Origin of the sequence: Citrobacter sp. RHB25-C09 (assembly GCF_013836145.1) — a bacterium.
Lineage (GTDB): Bacteria > Pseudomonadota > Gammaproteobacteria > Enterobacterales > Enterobacteriaceae > Citrobacter_A.
Map to the genome: position 1 here is coordinate 814,371 of NZ_CP057483.1, position 23,051 is coordinate 837,421.

20 protein-coding genes are annotated in these 23,051 nt (G+C 54.4%); 10 read left to right on the plus strand and 10 right to left on the minus strand.

Annotated elements, in window-relative coordinates; translation table 11 throughout:
* Nucleotides 1-17: 17 nt before the first annotated feature.
* Entirely contained in the window at nt 18-1,160 is a 1,143-nt protein-coding gene (gene caiA / locus HVY19_RS03895; RefSeq protein WP_181683070.1) for a crotonobetainyl-CoA dehydrogenase, read from the minus strand.
* Between the two features lie 33 nt (nt 1,161-1,193).
* Complete coding sequence (gene caiT / locus HVY19_RS03900) at nt 1,194-2,711, minus strand: L-carnitine/gamma-butyrobetaine antiporter (protein WP_181683071.1); 1,518 nt, start codon at nt 2,709-2,711, stop codon at nt 1,194-1,196.
* A gap of 467 nt (nt 2,712-3,178) precedes the next feature.
* Between caiT and HVY19_RS03905 the strand changes: the two genes are divergently transcribed.
* The 9 genes from HVY19_RS03905 to folA all read left to right on the plus strand — a co-directional run bounded on the left by HVY19_RS03905 (nt 3,179) and on the right by folA (nt 11,371).
* A complete protein-coding gene (locus HVY19_RS03905) occupies nt 3,179-3,952 on the plus strand; it encodes an electron transfer flavoprotein FixA (RefSeq protein WP_181683072.1) in 774 nt (257 codons plus the stop codon).
* An 11-nt stretch (nt 3,953-3,963) separates the two neighbouring features.
* Nucleotides 3,964-4,905 (plus strand): electron transfer flavoprotein subunit alpha/FixB family protein, encoded by a 942-nt coding sequence (locus HVY19_RS03910; protein ID WP_181683073.1) that lies wholly within the window; start codon nt 3,964-3,966, stop codon nt 4,903-4,905.
* Between the two features lie 22 nt (nt 4,906-4,927).
* The gene (gene fixC, locus HVY19_RS03915; RefSeq protein ID WP_181683074.1) at nt 4,928-6,214 is read left to right on the plus strand and encodes an FAD-dependent oxidoreductase FixC; all 1,287 of its coding nucleotides are present in this window, start codon (nt 4,928-4,930) and stop codon (nt 6,212-6,214) included.
* On the plus strand, nt 6,211-6,498 hold the full coding sequence (gene fixX / locus HVY19_RS03920) for a ferredoxin-like protein FixX (protein ID WP_181683075.1): 288 nt from the start codon (nt 6,211-6,213) through the stop codon (nt 6,496-6,498). Before fixC ends, fixX begins: the two co-directional genes overlap by 4 nt.
* Before the next feature lie 122 nt (nt 6,499-6,620).
* Nucleotides 6,621-7,952: an MFS transporter gene (locus tag HVY19_RS03925; RefSeq protein WP_181683076.1), complete on the plus strand. Its 1,332-nt coding sequence runs from the start codon at nt 6,621-6,623 to the stop codon at nt 7,950-7,952.
* A 101-nt stretch (nt 7,953-8,053) separates the two neighbouring features.
* Nucleotides 8,054-8,287, plus strand: coding sequence for a YgdI/YgdR family lipoprotein (locus tag HVY19_RS03930; RefSeq protein ID WP_181683077.1), 234 nt, complete (start codon nt 8,054-8,056; stop codon nt 8,285-8,287).
* Between the two features lie 103 nt (nt 8,288-8,390).
* The gene (kefF, locus tag HVY19_RS03935; RefSeq protein WP_181683078.1) at nt 8,391-8,921 is read left to right on the plus strand and encodes a glutathione-regulated potassium-efflux system oxidoreductase KefF; all 531 of its coding nucleotides are present in this window, start codon (nt 8,391-8,393) and stop codon (nt 8,919-8,921) included.
* Nucleotides 8,914-10,776, plus strand: a complete 1,863-nt coding sequence (kefC, locus tag HVY19_RS03940) for a glutathione-regulated potassium-efflux system protein KefC (protein WP_181683079.1) — start codon at nt 8,914-8,916, stop codon at nt 10,774-10,776. The genes kefF and kefC overlap by 8 nt, the downstream gene beginning before the upstream one ends.
* 115 nt (nt 10,777-10,891) lie before the next feature.
* Entirely contained in the window at nt 10,892-11,371 is a 480-nt protein-coding gene (gene folA, locus HVY19_RS03945; protein WP_181683080.1) for a type 3 dihydrofolate reductase, read from the plus strand.
* 89 nt (nt 11,372-11,460) lie between these two features.
* Here the strand turns inward: folA and apaH are convergent, their stop codons facing one another.
* From apaH to lptD, 6 genes are read right to left on the minus strand one after another with little or no spacing between them, the layout of a single operon-like run.
* Nucleotides 11,461-12,309: a bis(5'-nucleosyl)-tetraphosphatase (symmetrical) ApaH gene (gene apaH, locus HVY19_RS03950; protein WP_181683081.1), complete on the minus strand. Its 849-nt coding sequence runs from the start codon at nt 12,307-12,309 to the stop codon at nt 11,461-11,463.
* A gap of 11 nt (nt 12,310-12,320) precedes the next feature.
* A complete protein-coding gene (gene apaG, locus HVY19_RS03955) occupies nt 12,321-12,698 on the minus strand; it encodes a Co2+/Mg2+ efflux protein ApaG (RefSeq protein WP_181683082.1) in 378 nt (125 codons plus the stop codon).
* A gap of 2 nt (nt 12,699-12,700) precedes the next feature.
* A complete protein-coding gene (gene rsmA / locus HVY19_RS03960; RefSeq protein WP_181683083.1) occupies nt 12,701-13,522 on the minus strand; it encodes a 16S rRNA (adenine(1518)-N(6)/adenine(1519)-N(6))-dimethyltransferase RsmA in 822 nt (273 codons plus the stop codon).
* Entirely contained in the window at nt 13,519-14,508 is a 990-nt protein-coding gene (gene pdxA / locus HVY19_RS03965) for a 4-hydroxythreonine-4-phosphate dehydrogenase PdxA (protein ID WP_181683084.1), read from the minus strand. Before pdxA ends, rsmA begins: the two co-directional genes overlap by 4 nt.
* Before the next feature lies 1 nt (nt 14,509).
* Nucleotides 14,510-15,796, minus strand: coding sequence for a peptidylprolyl isomerase SurA (gene surA, locus HVY19_RS03970; protein WP_181683085.1), 1,287 nt, complete (start codon nt 15,794-15,796; stop codon nt 14,510-14,512).
* A gap of 53 nt (nt 15,797-15,849) precedes the next feature.
* On the minus strand, nt 15,850-18,204 hold the full coding sequence (gene lptD, locus HVY19_RS03975; protein ID WP_181683086.1) for an LPS assembly protein LptD: 2,355 nt from the start codon (nt 18,202-18,204) through the stop codon (nt 15,850-15,852).
* A gap of 255 nt (nt 18,205-18,459) precedes the next feature.
* On the opposite strand from lptD, the gene djlA reads away from it, so the two are divergent.
* Nucleotides 18,460-19,275, plus strand: coding sequence for a co-chaperone DjlA (gene djlA / locus HVY19_RS03980; RefSeq protein WP_181683087.1), 816 nt, complete (start codon nt 18,460-18,462; stop codon nt 19,273-19,275).
* Between the two features lie 134 nt (nt 19,276-19,409).
* Here the strand turns inward: djlA and rluA are convergent, their stop codons facing one another.
* Both rluA and rapA read right to left on the minus strand, forming a co-directional pair.
* Entirely contained in the window at nt 19,410-20,069 is a 660-nt protein-coding gene (rluA, locus tag HVY19_RS03985; RefSeq protein WP_181683088.1) for a bifunctional tRNA pseudouridine(32) synthase/23S rRNA pseudouridine(746) synthase RluA, read from the minus strand.
* 11 nt (nt 20,070-20,080) lie between these two features.
* Complete coding sequence (gene rapA / locus HVY19_RS03990; RefSeq protein WP_181683089.1) at nt 20,081-22,987, minus strand: RNA polymerase-associated protein RapA; 2,907 nt, start codon at nt 22,985-22,987, stop codon at nt 20,081-20,083.
* Nucleotides 22,988-23,051: the final 64 nt, after the last annotated feature.

Sequence of the window (23,051 nt, forward strand, 5' to 3'; positions counted from 1 at the left end):
GGCAGCCAGCATAATAGTTATCGGTATTGCTTCAATACCGCACGGCCCAACGTCAGGATCTGCATTTCATCAGAGCCACCGGATACGCGATCCACGCGCAGGTCACGCCAGAAGCGGGTAATACGGTGGTTGCCCGCAATCCCCACGCCACCCAGCACCTGCATCGCAGAATCCACCACTTCAAACGCCGCGTTGGCGCAGAAGTATTTGCACATAGCTGCGTCGCCGGAAGTAATGGTGCCGTTATCCGCTTTCCACGCTGCTTCGAAGAGCATGTTTTTCATGGAGTTAAGCTTGATTGCCATATGGGCAAACTTCTCCTGAATCAGCTGGAAGCGACCAATGGTTTCGCCAAATTGCACGCGCTGGTTCGCGTAGCGCGCCGCATCTTCAAAGGCGCACATCGCAGTACCGTAGTTGGTGAGGGCTACCAGGAAACGTTCGTGATCGAACTCTTCTTTCACGCGGTTGAAGCCATTACCTTCCCGACCGAACATGTCTTTTTCGTCCAGCTCAACATCGTCAAAATTAATCTCACAGCAGCTGTCCATGCGCAGGCCGAGCTTCTCAAGCTTATTCACCTTGATGCCCGCTTTGCTCATATCGACACACCATTCGGTGTAAATCGGTTTGTCCGGGGAAGCGCCATCTCTTGCCATAACCACAACATACGGGGTATAGGCGCTACTGGTAATAAAACACTTACTACCATTGAGATAAACCTTACCATTTTTGCGGGTATAAGTGGTTTTTAAACTGCCAACATCCGATCCTGCTCCCGGTTCGGTGATCGCCGAGTTCCACATCTGTTTCCCCGTTCCCTGGAACGCCATAATTTTACTGATCTGCTCCTGGGTACCTTCACGCAGGAAGGTGTTGAATCCCCCCGGTAACTGATACAGCACGTAGGTCGGCGCCCCGAGGCGTCCAAGCTCCATCCACACGGCGGCGACGGTCACGAAGCCGGCGTCCAGGCCGCCATGCTCTTCCGGGATCAGCAGGCTATCGATACCCATATCTGCCAGCGCCTTCACGAAACGCTCCGGATAGACGCTGTCACGATCGCACTCGGCAAAATAGGCTTCCCAGTTCTCACTGGCCATCAGTTCACGAATACCGGCGACAAACAGTTCCTGTTCATCATTTAAATTGAAATCCATCTTCCAGCCTCTTTAGTCGGTAAGGGGTTAAATTTATTTATCTTTCCAGTGCACTTTGGCATCTTTGATAAAAGAGAGTGTCACCATGATGTTGACGAAGAACAGGGGACAGCCGCCGGCAATAATCGCGGTTTGAATTGGCTTCAGCCCGCCCAGCGCCAGCAGGACGATGCCTATCACGCCGACCAGTACTGACCAGCCGATACGTACCAGCAACGGCGGTTCTTCTCCGTCGCGAACTTCGCGGCAGGTCGACATGGCCAGGGTATAGGAGCAGGCGTTAATCAGCGTGACGGTGGCGATAAAGCACAGGATGAAGAATCCCCACATGGTGGCGGTGCTGAGCGGCAGTGCGGCCCAGGTTTCGATAATCGCGCGCGCCACGCCGTGTTGTTCAATCAGTTGCGGAATGTTGATGATGTTTTTATCCATCAGCAGCAGGGTGTTACTGCCGAGAACGGTCCACAGGATCCAGGTGGAAGCGGTCAGCCCCAGCACCATACCGAAGCACAGCTCACGCACGGTGCGACCACGGGAAATACGCGCCAGGAAGATGCTCATCTGGATGGCGTAAATGACCCACCATGCCCAGTAGAAAACAGTCCAGCCCTGCGGGAAGCCGCCTTTGCCGATGGCATCGGTATAGAACAACATGCGCGGTAGATACATCAGCAGCATGCCGACGGAGTCGGTGAAGTAGTTCATGATGAAGCTGGCGCCGCTGACGATAAACACCCAGCCGAGCATCAGAAAGCTCAGATAGCTACGTACATCGCTGGCAATTTTCACCCCTTTTTGCAGGCCGCAGGCGACGCAAATCGCGTTCAGGATGATCCAGCAGGTGATGATGATGGCGTCCAGTTGCAGCGTGTGCGGGATGCCGAACAGGTACTGCATACATTCCGTCACCAGCGGCGTCGCCAGTCCGAGGCTGGTGCCCATAGCGAAGATCAGCGCCACCAGGTAGAAGTTATCAACGATGGTCCCGAACAGTCCTTTGGCGTGTTTCTCCCCAACCAGCGGTGCCAGCGTGGAGCTTGGGCGAATCACGTCCATCTTGCGCACAAAGAAGAAGTAGGCAAAGGCCACCGACAGGAAGCTGTAGGTTGCCCATGGCAGCGGTCCCCAGTGGAACAGGCTGTAGGCGAGGCCCAGCTCTTTCGCGCCGGTGGAGTTAGGCGCAAGGGCAAACGGCGGCGTTGAGATGTAGTAATAAATCTCAATCGACCCCCAGAACAGGACGGCGGCCGAGGTGCAGGAGGCGAACATCATGAATATCCAACTGGCGGTACTGAATTCAGGTTTCTCATCGCCCAGTTTCTTTTTGGAGTACGGGCCAAAAACCAGCCAGAACCAACCGAACAACATCACGATCATATACCACTCAAATGCCCATCCCCAGACATTGGTGACATAACTGAATACGGCGTTAATTACGACGTTGGCGGCATCAAGATCGCGAACCGTTAACCAACAAAGTATCCCGACAATTATTAATGGCGGAAAGAAAACTTTCGGTTCTATTCCTGATTTTCTCTTTTCATTTTTCATAAATTAATTCCAGTGAGGAAGCGAAATTTTTTTGTTGTTCATGTTTGTGTTATTTTTGTTAATATTTTATTAATAACTGCCTGACCTCGGAACGCGTTGGCGGGTACCCCATAATGGGTATTCGAAAAGCGGTGTTCTGTAATGCGGATCACACTTTCTGGCCTGAGGTTTTATATCGGTGATTTAGATTTAATTTTTTGATTTTATTGGATTAAGTGTTGCTTTTGATGGCTTTTTCAGCGTTTGGCTTTCAATATTGGTGATCCCTCAGACAATATTGAAAATATTTTTATTTTTTCCTTTGCGTTCAATATTGGTGAGGCACGTAACAATATTGAAAGTTGCGAATATCAGTGTGTGACATTTTCAATAATGGTGATTAAGGTTTTAATTCTGAATTAAAGAGCGTGATATCTGTATTAACACCACCGATATAAAACGTTTCCTTTATGATTGCTGGAGATGCAATGAAGATAATTACTTGCTACAAATCCGTGCCTGATGAGCAGGATATTGCCGTGAATAACGCCGACGGTTCATTAGATTTCAGTAAAGCGGATGGCAAAATCAGCCAATACGATCTCAATGCGATTGAAGCCGCCTGCCAGTTAAAACAGCAACTGGGCGACGCGCAGGTTATCGCCATGAGTGTAGGTGGCAAAGCGCTAACCAACGCTAAAGGGCGCAAAGACGTGCTCTCACGTGGCCCCGATGAGCTGGTGGTGGTGATTGACGATCGCTTCGAGCAGGCGCTGCCGCGCGAAACCGCTGTGGTACTGGCGGCTGCCGCGCAGAAGTCAGGCTTTGATTTGATCCTCTGTGGTGATGGTTCATCTGACCTTTATGCCCAACAGGTCAGCCTGCTGGTTGGTGAAACGCTGAACATCCCGGCGGTAAACGGCGTGAGTAAAATTCTCTCTCTGAGCGACAGTACGCTGATCGTTGAGCGCGAACTGGAAGATGAAACCGAAACCTTGAGCATTCCTTTACCGGCCGTTGTCGCGGTGTCTACCGATATCAACTCACCGCAAATACCTTCCATGAAAGCCATTCTGGGCGCGGCGAAAAAGCCGGTTCAGGTCTGGTCTGCTGACGATATTGGCTTCATCGCCATGGAAGCCGGTTCCGCACAGCACGTTGCTGCGCCGAAACAACGTGAGCGTCAGCGCATTGTTATTGAAGGCGATGGTGAAGAACAGATCGCCGCATTTGCCGATAGTCTGCGCAAAATTATTAATTAAAAGGGGATGTTATGAGCAAGTTTTCCAGCGTCTGGGTATTTAGTGATACCCCTTCTCGCCTGGCGGAGTTAATGAGTGGCGCACAGGCCTTAGGCGAACAGATTAATGCATTTGTCCAGACTGAATCGGAAGCGACTACCGCGCTACAGCTGGGTGCCCATCACGTCTGGCAGCTTAGCGGAAAGCCGGACAATCGCATGGTGGAAGATTATGCCGACGTGATGGCGCAGACCCTTCGCCAGCAGGCAACCTCCGGACTGGTGCTGCTGCCGGCGACCCGTCGCGGCAAGCTGCTGGCGGCAAAACTTGGCTTCCGTCTGGCTGCCGTTGTCTCGAATGACGCCAGCAGCGTAACGCTGCAGGACGGCAGTGCCACGGTTAAACATATGGTCTACGGCGGTCTGGCGATGGGTGAAGAAACGATCGCTTCGCCGTTTGCCGTCGTCACGCTCAGCAGTGGAACTTTTGAAGCACAGCAGCCGGACCCGTCGCGCAGTGGTGAAACACATGTCGTGCAGTGGCAGGAGCCCGCAGTGACCATTACCCGTACCGCGACCCAGGCGCGGCAGAGTAATAGCGTGGACCTCGACAAAGCGCGGCTGGTGGTGAGCGTGGGGCGCGGTATTGGCAGCAAAGAGAACATCTCGCTTGCCGAATCGCTGTGTCAGGCAATAGGCGCTGAGCTTGCCTGTTCCCGCCCCGTTGCCGAAAACGAGAAATGGATGGAGCACGAGCGCTACGTCGGCATTTCAAACCTGATGCTGAAACCCGAACTGTATCTGGCGGTGGGGATCTCGGGCCAGATCCAACACATGGTCGGGGCAAACGGTGCACAGACGATTTTTGCCATTAACAAAGACAAAAATGCGCCTATTTTCCAGTATGCCGATTACGGAATTGTCGGTGACGCGCTGAAGATCCTGCCTGCGCTGACGGCCGCATTAGCGCGCTAAACCATCCTGACGGGGAGTACGTATGTCCGAAGATATCTTTGATGCCATCATTGTCGGGGCGGGGCTTGCCGGGGCGGTTGCGGCACTGGTGCTCGCCCGCGAAGGGGCTCAGGTGTTAGTGATTGAACGGGGCAATTTCGCTGGCGCGAAGAATGTCACCGGCGGGCGCATTTACGCGCACAGCCTTGAGCGGATTATTCCAGGATTTGCTGAGCAGGCTCCCGTTGAGCGCGTTATCACCCATGAAAAACTCGCCTTTATGACCGACAGCGGGGCGATGACGGTGGATTATCTCAATGGTGAGAATGTAGCACCGTCGCAGGTTTCCTGGTCCGTGCTACGCAGTAAGTTTGATGCCTGGCTGATGGAGCAGGCGGAAGAGGCGGGCGCGCAACTGATCACCGGCATCCGCGTCGATAACGTGGTTCAGCGTGACGGTAAAGTCATTGGTGTCGAAGCCGATGGCGACATTATCGAAGCCAAAGTGGTGATCCTCGCCGACGGGGTGAATTCTCTGCTGGCGGAAAAACTCGGTATGGCAAAACGCGTCAGTGCCGAACACGTGGCGGTCGGGGTGAAAGAGCTGATCGAGCTACCGAAGTCAGTGATTGAGGATCGCTTCCAGCTTCAGGGTAACGAGGGCGCGGCCTGCCTGTTTGCCGGTTCGCCTACGGATGGCCTGATGGGAGGAGGTTTCCTGTATACCAACGAAACCAGCGTATCGCTGGGGCTGGTGTGCGGCCTTCATCATATGAAAGATGCCCAAAAATCGGTGCCGCAAATGCTGGAAGATTTCAAACAGCATCCGGCGGTTGCGCCGCTTATCGCTGGCGGCAAGCTGGTGGAGTACGCCGCGCACGTGGTGCCGGAAGCCGGTATCAATATGCAGCCTGAACTGGTGGGCGAGGGCGTTCTGATTGCCGGTGACGCCGCCGGGATGTGTATGAACCTGGGTTTCACCATTCGTGGAATGGATTTAGCGGTGGCGGCCGGGGAAGCGGCGGCGAAAACGGTGCTCGCAGCAATGCAAAGCAACGACTTTAGCAAACACGGGCTGGCGGCCTATCGTCAGTATCTCGACGACGGCCCGATGCGCGATATGAAGATGTATCAACGCTTGCCTGCTTTCCTCGATAACCCACGGATGTTTACCCGCTACCCGGAAATGGCGGTGGGGATCGCTCGCGATCTCTTTACCGTCGACGGCAGCGCGCCGGTCCCGATGCGTAAGAAAATCCTGCGCCATGCGAAGAAGGTGGGATTCATCAACCTGATGAAAGATGGCATAAAAGGAGTGACTGCATTATGACTTCTCCCGTAAACGTCGACGTCAAACTGGGCGTCAATAAATTCAACGTCGATGAAGACAATCCGCATATCGTTCTGAAAACCTCTGCGGATAAGCAGGCGCTGGAGGTGCTGGTGAAAGCGTGTCCTGCCGGGTTGTACAAAAAACAGGACGACGGCAGCGTGCGCTTTGATTACGCAGGCTGTCTGGAGTGCGGAACCTGTCGGATCCTCGGCCTCGGTACGGCGCTGGAGAAATGGGAATACCCGCGCGGCACCTTCGGCGTGGAATTTCGTTACGGTTAACGATCGCACTCGTAGGCCGGATAAGACGCTTTGCGTCGCCATCCGGCAATGACAGCCTCAATGCCGGATGGCGGCTTTGCCTTATCCGGCCTACTCGATTGACGCCACTAAAGGACGCAGCCATGCAGCAGCCCAGGAACTTTGATGACATCAAATTCTCGTCTATTCACCGCAGGATTATGCTGTGGGGAAGCGGTGGGCCATTCCTGGACGGGTACGTGCTGGTGATGATCGGCGTCGCGCTGGAACAGCTTACGCCAGCGCTGAAGCTTGATGCCGAGTGGCTGGGGCTACTGGGTGCCGGGACTCTGGCCGGACTGTTTGTCGGCACCTCACTGTTCGGTTATATCTCGGACAAAGTCGGGCGACGCAAAATGTTCCTGATCGATATCATCGCCATTGGCGTGATATCAGTGGCGACCATGTTTGTCTCATCCCCCGTTGAACTGCTGGTGATGCGCGTGCTGATCGGCGTGGTTATCGGCGCGGATTACCCGATCGCCACGTCGATGATCACCGAGTTTTCCAGCACTCGCCAGCGCGCCTTCTCAATCAGCTTTATTGCCGCGATGTGGTATGTCGGTGCCACCTGTGCCGATCTGGTCGGCTACTGGCTCTATGATATGGAGGGCGGATGGCGCTGGATGCTGGGCAGTGCGGCGATTCCGTGTCTGCTGATCCTTATTGGTCGCTTCGATCTCCCTGAGTCACCGCGCTGGCTGCTGCGTAAAGGCCGGGTGAAAGAGTGTGAGGAGATGATGATCAGGCTGTTCGGCGAACCGGTGGTGTTTGATGATGAACCGCCGCAGGAGACGCACTTTCTGCATCTGTTTAATCGCCGCCACTTTCCGTTTGTCCTCTTTGTCGCCGTCATCTGGACCTGCCAGGTGATCCCCATGTTTGCCATCTATACCTTTGGTCCGCAGATTGTCGGCCTGTTGGGGTTGGGCGTCGGGAAAAACGCCGCGCTGGGCAACGTGGTCATCAGCCTGTTCTTTATGTTGGGCTGTATTCCTCCCATGTTCTGGCTGAACAGCGCAGGACGCCGACCGTTGCTTATCGGTAGCTTTGTGATGATGACGCTGGCGCTGACCGTGCTGGGGCTGATTCCTGAGATGGGCATCTGGCTGGTGGTCACCTGTTTTGCCGTGTATGCCTTTTTCTCCGGAGGGCCGGGAAACCTGCAGTGGCTGTATCCGAACGAGCTATTCCCGACCGACATTCGCGCGTCTGCCGTGGGGGTCATTATGTCGCTGAGCCGGGTCGGAACCATCATTTCCACCTGGGCGTTGCCGGTCTTTATCACCAAATACGGCATCAGCCAGGTGATGCTCATGGGCGCCGGGATCTCACTGATTGGGCTGATTGTCTCAATTGCGTTCGCCCCGGAGACGCGGGGTTTAACGCTCGCGCAGACCAGCACGATGACCATTCGCAGCAGAGCCCAGCAATAACGGTGGCTTCGGAGTGTTCTGTATTTGCTTTTGCAGTCAGCAAGTTAGGCTACAGTTACTGGGTAGTTAACTGAAAATGACTGAAAAGCAGGGAGAACACCATGCAAAAACATCTGTTAATCGCTTCCATTTTTGCCGCAGCAACCGTCTTTACCGTCGCAGGCTGCTCCTCTAACCAGGCGGTGAAAACCACCGATGGCAAGACGATTGTCACCGATGGTAAACCGCAGGTCGATGACGATACCGGTCTGGTTTCTTACGAAAACGCGGAAACCGGTCAGACGGAACAAATCAACCGCGATCGGGTGAAAGAGATGAGCGAGCTGGATAACTGATTCAGTTTTCTCGGCTTAAGCGCTCAATAATATTCACTATTAGCCTGTTAAATTACTGACTACACTCTTAACTAAAATAGAGAAGTAAAATAACAGGCTAATCATGATTCTCATCATTTATGCGCATCCATATCCGCAGCATTCGCATGCGAATAAGCGGATGCTTGAGCAGGCAAGGACGCTGGAAAGCGTAGAAGTACGTTCGCTCTATGATCTTTACCCCGACTTCAATATCGATATCGCTGCCGAACAAGAGGCGCTTTCTCGTGCCGATCTGATTATCTGGCAGCACCCCATGCAGTGGTACAGCGTTCCCCCTTTACTCAAACTGTGGATGGATAAAGTCCTTTCTCACGGCTGGGCCTACGGCCACCGCGGTACGGCTCTGCGCGGTAAGCATCTGCTGTGGGCGGTGACGACCGGCGGTGGGGAAAATCATTTCGACATTGGCTCGCATCCGGGCTTCGACGTGCTCTCACAGCCTTTACAGGCGACGGCGCTTTACTGTGGATTGAATTGGCTGCCGCCATTTGCCATGCACTGCACGTTTATCTGCGATGACGAGACGCTACAGGCGCAGGCGCGCCATTACAAACAGCGCCTGATGGATTGGCAGGAGGCACACAATGGATAGTCACACGCTGATACAGGCGCTGATTTATCTCGGCTCGGCGGCGCTTATCGTGCCCATTGCCGTGCGGCTAGGGCTGGGGTCGGTACTGGGTTATCTGATCGCGGGATGTATTATCGGTCCCTGGGGGTTACGGCTGGTCACCGACGCCGAATCTATTTTGCACTTTGCTGAAATCGGCGTGGTGCTGATGCTGTTTGTGATTGGCCTGGAACTCGATCCGCAGCGGCTGTGGAAACTGCGTGCCTCGGTATTTGGTGGTGGGGCATTACAGATGGTGGCCTGTGGTGCGCTGATTGGCCTGTTTTGTATATCGCTGGGCCTGCGCTGGCAGGTTGCGGCGTTGATTGGCCTGACGCTGGCGCTCTCCTCAACGGCGATCGCGATGCAGGCGATGAACGAGCGTAACCTTACCGTGACCCAACTGGGGCGTAGCGCGTTTGCGGTATTACTGTTTCAGGATATCGCTGCGATCCCCTTGGTGGCGATGATCCCTCTGCTGGCAGCCAGCGGCGCGTCGACGACGCTCGGCGCATTTGCGCTGTCAGCATTAAAAGTGGCCGGGGCGCTGGTGCTGGTGATCCTGCTGGGGCGCTACGTGACCCGTCCAGCCCTGCGTTTTGTTGCCCGTTCTGGACTGCGCGAAGTCTTCAGCGCCGTGGCCCTGTTTTTAGTCTTCGGCTTTGGTTTGCTGCTTGAAGAGGTGGGGCTGTCGATGGCAATGGGGGCGTTTCTGGCGGGGGTACTGCTGGCAAGTTCAGAGTATCGTCACGCGCTGGAAAGCGATATCGAACCGTTTAAGGGGCTGCTGCTGGGGCTATTTTTTATCGGCGTCGGCATGTCTATCGACTTCGGTACGCTGATTGATAACCCGCTGCGAATTATCACGCTGCTGGTGGGGTTCCTGGTGATTAAAACCGGGATGCTGTGGCTGGTGGCGCGTCCTTTACAGGTGCCGAATAAACAGCGCCGCTGGTTTGCGGTGCTACTGGGGCAGGGCAGTGAATTCGCGTTTGTCGTTTTTGGCGCGGCGCAAATGGCGGACGTGCTTGACCCGGCGTGGGCCAAGGCGCTGACGCTGGCGGTAGCGCTCTCCATGGCGGCAACGCCGATCCTGCTGGTGATCCTCACCCGTCTGGAGCAGTCGGTCAAGGGTGAAGAGCGTGAAGCCGATGAAATTGATGAGGAACAACCACGGGTGATTATTGCCGGGTTTGGGCGCTTCGGTCAGATTACCGGCCGTTTGCTGTTATCCAGCGGCGTGAAAATGGTGGTGCTCGATCACGACCCGGACCACATCGAAACGCTGCGAAAGTTTGGCATGAAGGTGTTTTACGGTGACGCCACGCGCATGGATCTGCTGGAGTCAGCCGGAGCGGCAAAAGCGGAAGTGTTAATCAACGCGATTGACGATCCGCAAACCAGCCTGCAACTGACCGAAATGGTGAAAGACCATTTCCCGAACCTGCAACTTATTGCCCGTGCGCGCGATGTCGACCACTACATTCGCTTGCGCCAGGCGGGTGTTGAACAGCCGGAGCGTGAAACGTTTGAAGGGGCGCTTAAAACCGGGCGTCTGGCACTGGAAACCCTCGGGCTTGGGCGCTATGAAGCGCGTGAGCGAGCGGATCTGTTCCGCCACTACAACACCAGGATGGTTGAAGAGATGGCGAAAGGTGAAAATGATACTACCTCGCGGGCGGCAGTTTATAAACGCACCAGCGCCATGCTAAGTGAAATTATTACTGAGGACCGCGAGCACCTGTCACTCATTCAGCGTCATGGCTGGCAGGGGACGGTGGAGGGCAAACATACCGGTAATCCAGAGGATGAACCGGAGAGTAAACCTTCCCCGTGAAGTGGTATTGCCAGCAATATTAAAAAATTTCTGATTCTTTACCGCGCCTCCAGTCGACGAAAGATTAAGCTTTCCGTATAGTGGCGGCAATTTTTTAGTCTCCGGGAAATTTTCAATGATCAGTCTGATTGCGGCGTTAGCAATAGATCGCGTTATTGGTATGGAAAACGCCATGCCGTGGAATCTGCCAGCCGATCTCGCCTGGTTTAAACGCAATACGTTAAATAAACCTGTTGTTATGGGGCGCCACACTTGGGAGTCCATTGGTCGACCGCTGCCTGGGCGCAAAAATATCGTTATCAGCAGCCAGTCCGGCACCGACGATCGCGTGCAGTGGGTGAAATCTATTGATGAGGCCATTGCCGCCTGTGGGGATGCCGAAGAAATCATGGTGATTGGCGGCGGGCGCGTTTACGAGCAGTTCCTGCCAAAGGCACAGAAACTCTATCTGACGCATATTGATGCTGAAGTGGAAGGGGATACCCATTTCCCGGACTATGAGCCGGATGACTGGGAATCCGTGTTCAGCGAGTTTCACGACGCGGATGCGCAGAACTCGCACAGCTACTGTTTCGAGATTCTGGAACGTCGATAACGATTCCCGTGCCGGATGGCGGCTTCGCCTCATCCGGCCAACGGAATTTGTAGGCCGGATACGCGAAGCGCCATCCGGCAATCACACACTCAGGCGCTGGCCGCTTCCCCTTCGCCCAAATCCATCTGACGATTCGACGGCTGGACAAAGTACTGCTTATCTTCCCAACGCAGGCAGGTTAAATCCCCACCCCAACAGCAGCCGGTATCCAGTGCGTAAATCCCTTCCGGCGTCCCTTTGCCTTCCAGTGACGCCCAATGTCCAAAAGCAATGCTATACGCCTCACTGACCGGACCGGGAATGGCAAACCAGGGTTTCAGGGGCGCTGGCGCGTCTTCTGGCGACTCTTTGCTGTACATATCCAGTTGCCCGTTCGGAAAACAGTAGCGCATTCGCGTAAAGGCATTGGTGATAAAGCGCAGTCGCGCCAGACCGCTCAGTTCTGGCGACCAGTTGTTCGGCATGTCGCCGTACATGGCATCAAGGAAAAACGGATAGGAGTCGCTGGAAAGCACCGCTTCCACATTTCGCGCACACTCTTTTGCGGTCTGTAAATCCCACTGTGGCGTAATGCCGGCATGTGCCATCACCAGCTTCTTTTCTTCATCAACCTGTAGCAAAGGCTGGCGACGTAGCCAGTTCAGCAGTTCGTCGGCATCCGGTGCCTCCAGCAGCGGATTCAGACGATCTTTCGGCTTGTTGCGGCTTATGCCTGCAAAAACGGCCAACAGGTGGAGATCGTGATTGCCAAGCACCAGGCGCACGCAGTCGCCGAGTGATTTTACATAGCGCAGCACGTCGAGAGAGCCGGGGCCACGGGCGACCAAATCACCGGTGAGCCATAGGGTATCGCGATCGGGTGAAAACTGTACTTGTTGAAGCAATGCGATCAGTTCATCGTAGCAACCGTGAACATCGCCAATAAGGTATGTAGCCATAGCTATTTTTATTAGTGAATAAGAGTGGAGACGGCGAGTCGGAAAACAGGAATGTCGATGGTAAAGGCGACGCCATTTTCATCAATCATTTCGTAATGACCCTGCATAGTACCCAGCGGTGTTTCAATTACCGCGCCGCTGGTGTACTGGTATTCTTCGCCAGGTTCGATGTGGGGCTGAACGCCTACGACACCTTCTCCCTGGACTTCGGTTTCACGGCCATTACCGTTAGTGATCAGCCAGTAGCGACCCAACAGCTGCACTGGCGCTCGCCCCAAATTGCGGATAGTTACGGTGTAGGCAAAGACGTAACGTTCATCTTCAGGCGAAGATTGCGCTTCAATGTACACGCTCTGGACCTGAACACACACTCGGGGCGAATTGATCATGCTTAACTCTCCTTCGATGGCGCGTTTTCTGCAAGATAGTTCGCCATCTTGCAGTACTGCGCAACAGAGATATTTTCCGCTCGCATTGCCGGGTCAACGCCCAGTTCGGTTAACAGCTCAACGCTAAACAGATTGCCGAGGCTGTTACGAATCGTTTTGCGGCGCTGGTTAAACGCTTCGGTGGTGATGCGACTCAGCACGCGAATGTCTTTTACCGGATACGGCATTGTCGTATGAGGAACCAGACGCACCACGGCGGAATCCACTTTGGGCGGCGGTGTGAAGGCCGTTGGCGGCACTTCAAGCACCGGGATCACGTTGCAGTAATACTGCGCCATGACGCTTAATCGACCATACGCCTTACTGTTCGGTCCTGCAACCAGACGATTAACCACCTCTTTCTGCAACATGAAATGCATGTCGGCAATGGCGTCAGTATAGCTAAACAGGTGGAACATCAGCGGGGTTGAGATGTTGTACGGCAGGTTGCCAAACACGCGCAGCGGTTGCCCCATCTTTTCTGACAGTTCACCGAAGTTCATGGTCATGGCATCTTGCTGATAGATCGTCAGCTTCGGCCCTAAAAACGGGTGGGTTTGTAAACGTGCTGCCAGATCGCGGTCTAGTTCGATGACCGTGAGTTGATCCAGACGTTCACCGACCGGTTCCGTCAGCGCAGCCAGACCCGGTCCGATTTCGACCATCGCCTGACCTTTCTGCGGATTAATGGCGGAGACAATACTGTCGATCACAAACTGATCGTTGAGAAAGTTTTGCCCGAAGCGTTTGCGGGCTAAGTGGCCCTGATGGACTCGATTATTCATTGGGTATTAACAATCATTTTGATGGCGAGATTAAGCGCCGTAATAAAACTGCCGACATCAGCTTCTCCACGACCCGCGAGTTCAAGCGCGGTACCGTGATCCACCGAGGTACGAATAAAGGGTAGGCCCAGCGTGATATTCACACCGCGACCAAATCCCTGGTATTTTAGCACGGGGAGACCCTGATCGTGGTACATTGCCAGCACCGCATCCGCATGTTGCAGATATTTAGGCTGAAACAACGTATCCGCCGGTAGCGGGCCGATTAATGCCATCCCCTGCTCGCGTAACGAATCCAGCACCGGAATGATCGTGTCGATCTCCTCAGTGCCCATATGTCCGCCTTCCCCCGCGTGTGGATTCAGGCCACACACCAGAATACGCGGTTCGTTCACGCCAAATTTTGTGCGCAGATCGTGATGTAAAATACCAATCACCTCATGCAGCAGGGCTGGCGTGATGGCATCAGCGACGTCGCGCAGCGGTAGATGGGTGGTGGCCAGCGCAACGCGAAGTTCTTCCGTTGCCAACATCATCACCACTTTTTCCGCCTGCGAGCGCGCTTCAAAAAACTCGGTGTGCCCGGTAAAAGGAATGCCGGCGTCGTTGATAACGCCTTTATGGACCGGGCCGGTAATCAGCGCCGCGAACTCGCCCTGCAAACAACCATCGCAGGCGCGCGCCAGCGTCTGGACCACATATGGCCCGTTAGCGACCGCAAGCTGGCCTGGCGACACGGGAGCCTGCAACGCGACGGGCATCAGCGTAAGCGTGCCGGCCGCCTGCGGTTTTGCTGGGGTATTCTCGTCGTAAGGGAGAAGTGAAAGAGGCAGACCGAGCATTGCTGCCCGGTCTGTTAATAATGAAGCATCAGCGCAAACAACCAGTTCGACCGGCCAATCGCGCTGGGCAAGTTGCACAACGAGATCCGGACCAATCCCGGCGGGTTCGCCGGGAGTGATAACAACACGTTGAGCAACTGTCATATTACTTGCTCAAGATTTTAACGTAAGCGCTGGCGCGCTGTTCCTGCATCCAGGTCGCCGCTTCTTCCGAGAACTTACGGTTCATCAGCATACGGTAAGCGCGATCTTTCTGCGCGGCGTCGGTTTTATCAACGTTACGGGTATCCAGCAGTTCGATCAGGTGCCAGCCAAATGAAGAATGAACCGGCGCGCTGAGCTGACCTTTATTCAGACGGGTTAAGGCATCACGGAAAGCCGGATCGAAAATATCCGCCGCAGCCCAGCCGAGATCGCCACCCTGGTTGGCAGAACCTGGATCCTGAGAGAACTCTTTTGCCGCGGCCGCAAAGGTGGTTTTACCACTCTTGATATCGGCAGCGATCTGCTCAAGCTTCAGACGCGCCTGCTGATCGGTCATGATCGGCGACGGTTTCAGCAGAATATGGCGAGCATGCACTTCGGTGACGGAAATGTTCTGGCTCTGGCCGCGCATATCGTTCACTTTCAGAATATGGAAGCCGACACCGGAGCGGATTGGCCCGATAACATCACCTTTTTTCGCCGTGCTCAGCGCCTGAGCGAAAATTCCCGGCAGTTCCTGAATACGACCCCAACCCATCTGGCCGCCTTTCAGCGCCTGTTGGTCAGCAGAGTAAGTGATCGCCAGTTTGCCAAAATCGCTGCCGTTACGGGCCTGATCGACAATAGAACGCGCTTGCGATTCGGCTTCATTCACCTGATCGGAGCTTGGGTTTTCCGGCAGTGGGATCAGGATATGGCTCAGGTTCAGTTCGGTGCTGGCATCATTTTGATTGCCAACCTGCTGCGCCAGTGCTTCCACTTCCTGCGGCAGGATCGTGACGCGGCGACGCACTTCATTGTTGCGGACTTCAGAGATGATCATCTCTTTACGGATCTGATTGCGATAGGTTGAGTAGCTCAGCCCATCATAAGCCAGACGGCTGCGCATCTGATCCAGCGTCATGTTGTTCTGTTTTGCGATGTTGGCAATCGCCTGGTCAAGCTGTTCGTCAGAGATTTTTACACCCATCTTCTGACCCATCTGCAGGACGATCTGATCCATAATTAAACGTTCCAGGATCTGATGACGCAGCGTGGCGTCGTCCGGAAGCTGCTGACCCGCCTGACCTGCGTTGAGTTTTACTGACTGCATTAAACCGTCGACGTCGCTTTCCAGCACCACGCCGTTATTCACGACGGCTGCGACTTTATCGACCACCTGCGGAGCAGCAAAACTGGTATTCGCGATCATGGCGATACCGAGAAGCAGCGTTTTCCAGTTCTTCATACATTTTCCATTTCAATTAACCGCAATGCGGATTACGTGGTAAATCAATTCAATTACAAAGCACTTTGATACGGCAGAATGTTCGAACGCAACATCTCTTTCGTGCCGAGGCCATAGTTGGAGCTCAGGCCGCGAAGTTCAATGTTGAAGCCAATTGTGTCGTCATATACCGCGTGTTGTTTATCGTTATCCCAACCGTTCAGCTTACGCTCGTAACCGACGCGAATCGCGTAACAGCAGGAGTTGTACTGAATACCTAACATCGAGTCGGCCGCTTTGTTCACATTGGTGTCAAAGTAGTAAGCACCGACAATCGACCAGCGGTCGGCAATCGGCCAACTGGCAACGCCGCCGACCTGTGAAATGCCGTTTTTATACTGCTCAGCGGTGGAATAATACGTAGGCAATGTCGCCTGAATATATTCCGGGCTGGCATAACGGTAGTTCAACTGTACAAGGCGGTCTTCATCACGGCGATATTCAATGCCGCTACTGCTGGTCGCCACGTTGTCGAGACGGGTATCGTACTGGATACCGCTACGCAGACCCCAACGTTCAGAGATACGCCAGTATGTGTCGCCAGCCCACACCAGGGAACCCGTTTGGTCATTTTTCTCCCAGTTATTGGTTTCATCGCCAGTGCGAGACTCCGTGAAATAGTAGATTTGACCAACGGAAATATTAAAACGTTCAACGGCAGCGTCATCATATACGCGAGATGTGACACCGGTCGTGACCTGGTTAGCGGAAGCAATACGATCCAGACCGCCGTAGCTACGATCGCGGAACAGACCGGTATAGTCGGATTGCAGCAGCGAAGAGTCGTAGTTGTTTATGTGGCTCTGGTCGCGATACGGCACGTACAGATACTGGGCACGCGGCTCCAGCGTTTGGGTGTAACCCGGCGCGAACATGTTCATGTCACGTTCAAACACCATCTTCCCGTCGATCTTAAACTGCGGCATAACGCGGTTAGCGGAGTCATCTAACTTGGGCGTGTTTCGGTTGTTATACCAGTCCAGATTGGTCTGCTCGTAGTGGGTTGCCAGCATTTTGGCTTCGGTGTTGATGCTTCCCCAGGCATTTGACAGTGGCAGGTTAATCGTCGGTTCCAGGTGGAGACGAGTCGCTTCCGGCATATTGTCGTTAGTATTTACAAAATGCACCGCCTGACCGTAAATGCGGGTATCAAACGGACCCACGTCGTTCTGATAGTAGTTAACGTCCAACTGCGGTTGTGCTGAGTAACTTCTGCTGTTTGCGGTATCGAATACCTGGAACTGCTTGGTCGATACCGTGGCGTCGAAATTCTGCACGGCATAGCCGACGCTGAATTTTTGCGTTGCGTAACCGTCGGTACTGGAACCGTACTTGTTATCGAAGTCGTTAAAGTAGCTGGAGTCGCTGACCTTGGTGTAGTTCACGTTGAAGCGCCACACCTGATCCATCACCCCTGAATGCTGCCAGAAGAACAACCAGCGGCGCGAGCTGTCATCATTCGGATGCTCGTCTTCATACACCTTGTCGGAGGGCAGGTAGTCGAACTCCATCAGACCGGCGCCGGCCTGGCTGAGATAGCGGAATTCGTTTTCCCACATCACACCGCCACGGCGGTGCATGTAGTGCGGCGTGAGAGTCGCGTCCATATTCGGCGCGATGTTCCAGTAATACGGCAGATAGAACTCAAAATAGTTTTTAGAGGAATATTTTGCGTTCGGGATCAGGAAACCGGAGCGGCGTTTATCGCCGACGGGCAGTTGCAAATAGGGGCTATAGAAGACCGGAACCGGACCAACCTTAAAGCGGGCGTTCCAGATTTCTGCAACCTGTTCTTCACGGTCGTGGATAACTTCACTGCCCACCACGCTCCAGGTATCGGAACCTGGCAGACAGGAGGTGAAGGTCCCGTTCTCCAGAATGGTGTAGCGGTTTTCGCCACGCTGCTTCATGAGATCGGCTTTACCGCGCCCCTGACGACCCACCATCTGGTAATCACCTTCCCAGACGTTGGTATCTTTGGTGTTCAGGTTCGCCCAACCCTTTGGCCCTTTGAGGATCACCTGGTTGTCATCGTAATGGACGTTGCCGAGCGCATCGACGGTGCGCACGGGTTCAGGTTGACCCTGCGCCTCTTTCTGATGAAGTTGTACCTCGTCAGCCCGCAGGCGACTGTTGCCCTGCTGGATATCCACATTGCCAGTAAAGACCGCGTCGTCTGGATAATTCCCTTTCGCGTGATCGGCATCGATGGTCACCGGGAGTTCGTTCGTCTCGCCCTTTACCAGAGGACGATCGTAGCTTGGCACGCCCAACATACACTGTGAGGCGAGACTGGCTGCCAGCCCTTGTTGACTATAAAGGGCCGTGGCAATCATGGTGGCCAGGAGGGTTGGAATACGTTTTTTCATACGTTGTATTTTATTGTTCCATCATCAGTAGCGTCGCACGTGACAAACGGCCACAGCCTAACTTACTCATGTTCGGAGCGCTAGCGTTAATCCTGCCGGTATAGCGTCTGTGGTGTTAGTCACGGCTGTTAATGACAGGTATGATAATGCAAATTATAGGCTATGTCTCACAATTGACCGCAGCCGTTAAGACGGTAAAAGCACCTTATTTTGTGAGACATAGCCTCATCCTTAGCGTGAGTATTTGGGGAGTCTATGCAGTACTGGGGAAAAATAATTGGCGTGGCGATGGCGCTGTTAATGGGCGGTGGCTTCTGGGGCGTGGTCCTCGGGTTGTTAATTGGTCATATGTTTGACAAAGCCCGCAGCCGAAAAATGGCGTGGTTTGCCAACCAGCGCGAGCGTCAGGCTCTCTTTTTTGCCACTACCTTTGAGGTGATGGGGCATTTGACCAAATCGAAAGGTCGCGTCACGGAAGCTGACATCCAGGTTGCAAATGTGCTGATGGACCGGATGAATTTACACGGTGAATCGCGATCTGCCGCACAGAACGCATTTCGGATCGGAAAATCAGACAATTACCCGCTGCGTGAGAAGATGCGGCAGTTTCGCAGCGTCTGTTTTGGCCGTTTTGATCTCATTCGCATGTTTCTTGAGATTCAGATCCAGGCGGCGTTTGCAGATGGTTCACTTCATCCGAACGAGCGCGAAGTGCTGTATGTGATTGCCGAAGAATTGGGCATATCCCGTACCCAGTTCGATCAGTTCCTGCGGATGATGCAGGGCGGGGCGCAGTTTGGCGGTGGATATCAGCAGCAGTCCGCCGGCGGTGGCTGGCAGCAGGCGCAACGTGGCCCGACGCTGGAAGATGCCTGCAATGTATTAGGTGTTAAACCGACCGACGATGCGACCACCATCAAACGCGCCTATCGCAAGCTGATGAGCGAACACCATCCGGATAAGCTGGTAGCAAAAGGTCTGCCGCCCGAGATGATGGAGATGGCGAAGCAGAAGGCACAGGAAATTCAGAAAGCGTATGAATTGATCAAGGACCAAAAAGGGTTCAAGTAGGATCCGGGCTATTTTACTTGCCATTTTGAACCAGGGAGTTGTAGGCCTGATAAGCGAAGCGCCATCAGGCAATTCAATGCCGGATGGCGGCATAAATGCCTTATCCGGCCTACAAAGTCTACGATTCCGTCGCGCTAAAAATCTGCCGGAGCCTTAAACGTCATACTGTTGCCAAAAGAGGGATGGGTAATGGTCAACATCTCGGCATGCAGCAGCAGGCGCGGCGCCAATGCCAGCGCTTCTGGCGGCGCATAAAAGCGGTCGCCAAGAATCGGGTGGCCCAGGGCCAGCATATGTACACGCAACTGGTGCGAACGCCCGGTGATCGGCTTGAGCACCACGCGTGCGGTATTATCCGCCGCGTAGTCCACCACTTCATATTCAGTTTGCGCCGCTTTGCCGGTTTCGTAGCACACCTTTTGCTTTGGTCGGTTTGGCCAGTCGCAGATAAGCGGTAGATCCACCAGCCCCTCGGCGGGCGTAGGGTGTCCCCAAACCCGCGCGACGTACTGCTTTTTCGGCTCGCGTTCCCGGAACTGGCGCTTCAAGTCACGCTCTGCTGCTTTGGTCAGCGCCACTACAATTACACCGCTGGTAGCCATATCCAGTCGATGTACGGACTCAGCCTGCGGATAATCGCGCTGGATGCGTGTCATCACACTGTCTTTGTGTTCCTCAAGACGACCTGGTACGGACAACAAGCCGCTCGGCTTATTGACCACCATTATGTGTTCATCCTGATACAGGATCACCAGCCAGGGTTCCTGCGGCGGATTGTAGTTTTCCATCCCCATTTGTCGCTCCGTTATTGATGCGTGACGACGATCAGACGCAACGCATCCAGACGCCATCCCGCCTGGCTGAGGCTTTCCAGCACCTGCTGACGATTGCTCTCAATCGCCGCGAGTTCGTCATCACGAATGTTCGGGTTGACGGCGCGCAGTGCTTCCAGACGCGACAGCTCCGCAGACAGCTTTTCATCGGCTTCATTGCGCGCGGCGTCAATCAGCGCACGGGCAGACTTCTCAACCTGCGCTTCACCCTGTTGCAGAATCGCATGCACTTCCTGCTGCACCGCATTGACCAACTTGCTGCCAGTGTGGCGGTTCACCGCGCTCAGCTGGCGATTGAAGGTTTCAAACTCCACCTGTGACGCCAGGTTGTTGCCGTTTTTATCCAGCAGCATGCGTACCGGCGTTGGTGGCAGGAAGCGGTTGAGCTGGAGTTGCTTCGGTGCCTGGGCTTCCACTACATACACCAGTTCCAGCAGCAGCGTGCCGACCGGCAGTGCTTTGTTCTTCAGCAGAGAAATCGTGCTGCTGCCGGTGTCGCCGGAGAGGATCAGATCCAGACCGTTACGAATCAGCGGATGTTCCCAGGTGATGAACTGCGCATCTTCACGCGACAGGGCGACATCGCGTTCAAAGGTAATGGTACAGCCGTCTTCCGGCAGACCAGGGAAATCGGGCACCAGCATATGGTCGGACGGCGTCAGCACAATCAGGTTTTCGCCGCGATCGTCCTGATTAATCCCAACGATATCAAACAGGTTCATAGAGAAAGCGATCAGACTGGTATCGTCATCCTGCTCTTCAATGCTTTCAGCCAGTTGCTGCGCCTTCTCACCGCCGTTGGAGTGGATCTCCAGCAGACGGTCACGACCTTGTTCCAGCTGTGCCTTCAGCGCTTCATGCTGTTCACGGCAGGTTTTGATCAACTCATCAAAGCCGTCCGTTTGTTCCGGCGCGGCCAGATAGTTAATCAGGTCGTTGTAGACCGTATCATAAATGGCGCGACCGGTCGGGCAGGTGTGTTCAAATGCGTCCAGACCTTCGTGATACCAGCGAACCAGCACCGACTGCGCGGTTTTCTCTAAATACGGAACGTGGATCTGGATATCATGCGCCTGACCGATGCGGTCGAGGCGACCAATACGCTGTTCCAGCAGATCCGGGTTGAACGGCAGATCAAACATCACCAGGTTACTGGCAAACTGGAAGTTACGTCCTTCAGAACCGATTTCTGAACACAGCAGGACCTGTGCTCCGCTGTCTTCTTCACCGAACCAGGCGGCGGCGCGGTCACGTTCGATAATTGACATGCCTTCATGGAATACGGCGGCACGAATACCTTCGCGCTCGCGCAGCACTTGTTCAAGCTGCAATGCGGTAGTTGCTTTCGCACAAATGACCAGCACTTTCTGTGAACGGTGGCTGGTCAGATACCCCATCAGCCACTCAACGCGCGGGTCGAAGTTCCACCATGTTCCGCTATCGCCTTCAAATTCCTGATAAATTTGTTCCGGATAAAGCATATCCCGCGCGCGGTCTTCCGCGCTTTTCCGCGCGCCCATGATGCCGGAGACTTTAATCGCTGTCTGGTACTGCGTCGGCAGCGGCAGCTTAATAGTGTGCAGCTCGCGCTTCGGGAAGCCTTTCACGCCGTTACGGGTGTTACGGAACAGTACGCGGCTGGTGCCGTGACGGTCCATCAACATCGAAACCAGCTCCTGACGCGCATTCTGAGCGCCGTCGCGGTCGCTGTTCGCCGTTTGCAGAAGGGGTTCAATATCCTGCTCGCCAATCAGTTCACCCAGCATATTGAGTTCGTCATTGCTGAGCTTATTCCCCGCCAGCAGCATCGCGACGGCATCCGCCACCGGACGGTAGTTTTTTTGTTCTTCCACAAACTGAGCGAAGTCGTGGAAGCGACTCGGGTCCAGCAGGCGCAGACGGGCAAAGTGGCTTTCCATGCCCAGTTGTTCGGGGGTGGCGGTCAGCAACAGAACGCCCGGCACGCGCTCAGCCAGTTGTTCGATCGCCAGATATTCGCGGCTCGGCGCATCTTCGCTCCAGACAAGATGATGCGCTTCATCGACCACCATCAGATCCCATTCGGCGTCACAGAGATGTTCCAGACGCTGTTTATTGCGACGGGTAAAATCGAGCGAGCAGATCACCAGTTGTTCAGTTTCAAACGGGTTGAGAGCATCATGCTGCGCTTCGGCGTAACGCTCGTCGTCAAACAGGGCGAAGCGCAGGTTAAAGCGGCGCAGCATTTCAACCAGCCACTGATGCTGTAAGGTTTCCGGAACAATAATCAGCACGCGTTCAGCCGCGCCGGAAAGCAGTTGCTGATGCAGGATCATCCCGGCTTCAATGGTTTTACCGAGGCCTACTTCATCCGCGAGCAGGACGCGCGGCGCGTGGCGACGACCGACGTCATGGGCGATGTTAAGCTGATGCGGGATCAGGCTGGTGCGCTGACCGCGCAGGCCGCTCCACGGCATACGGTACTGCTCGCTTTGAAATTTACGCGCGCGATAGCGCAGGGCAAAGCGGTCCATGCGATCAATTTGCCCGGCAAACAGGCGATCCTGCGGTTTACTGAACGCCAGTTTGCTGTCCAGCAGGACTTCACGCAGCGTCACGCCAGGTTCTTCGGTATCCAGACGAGTACCAATATAGGAAAGCAAACCATTTTCTTCTTTTACTTCATCGATTTGCAGTTGCCAGCCTTCATGGCTGGTAATGGTATCCCCGGGGTTGAACATCACGCGGGTCACGGGAGAATCACTGCGCGCATACAGACGGTTTTCACCAGTGGAAGGAAAAAGTAAGGTGACGGTTCGCGCATCCATGGCGACAACGGTACCAAGTCCTAGTTCGCTTTCTGTATCGCTGATCCAGCGTTGACCAAGTGTAAAAGGCATATTTGTTTGGCTCTATCTCTTTGTTTGCAGGCAATAATTACCCACTGCCAAAAGAAGGGTTGGC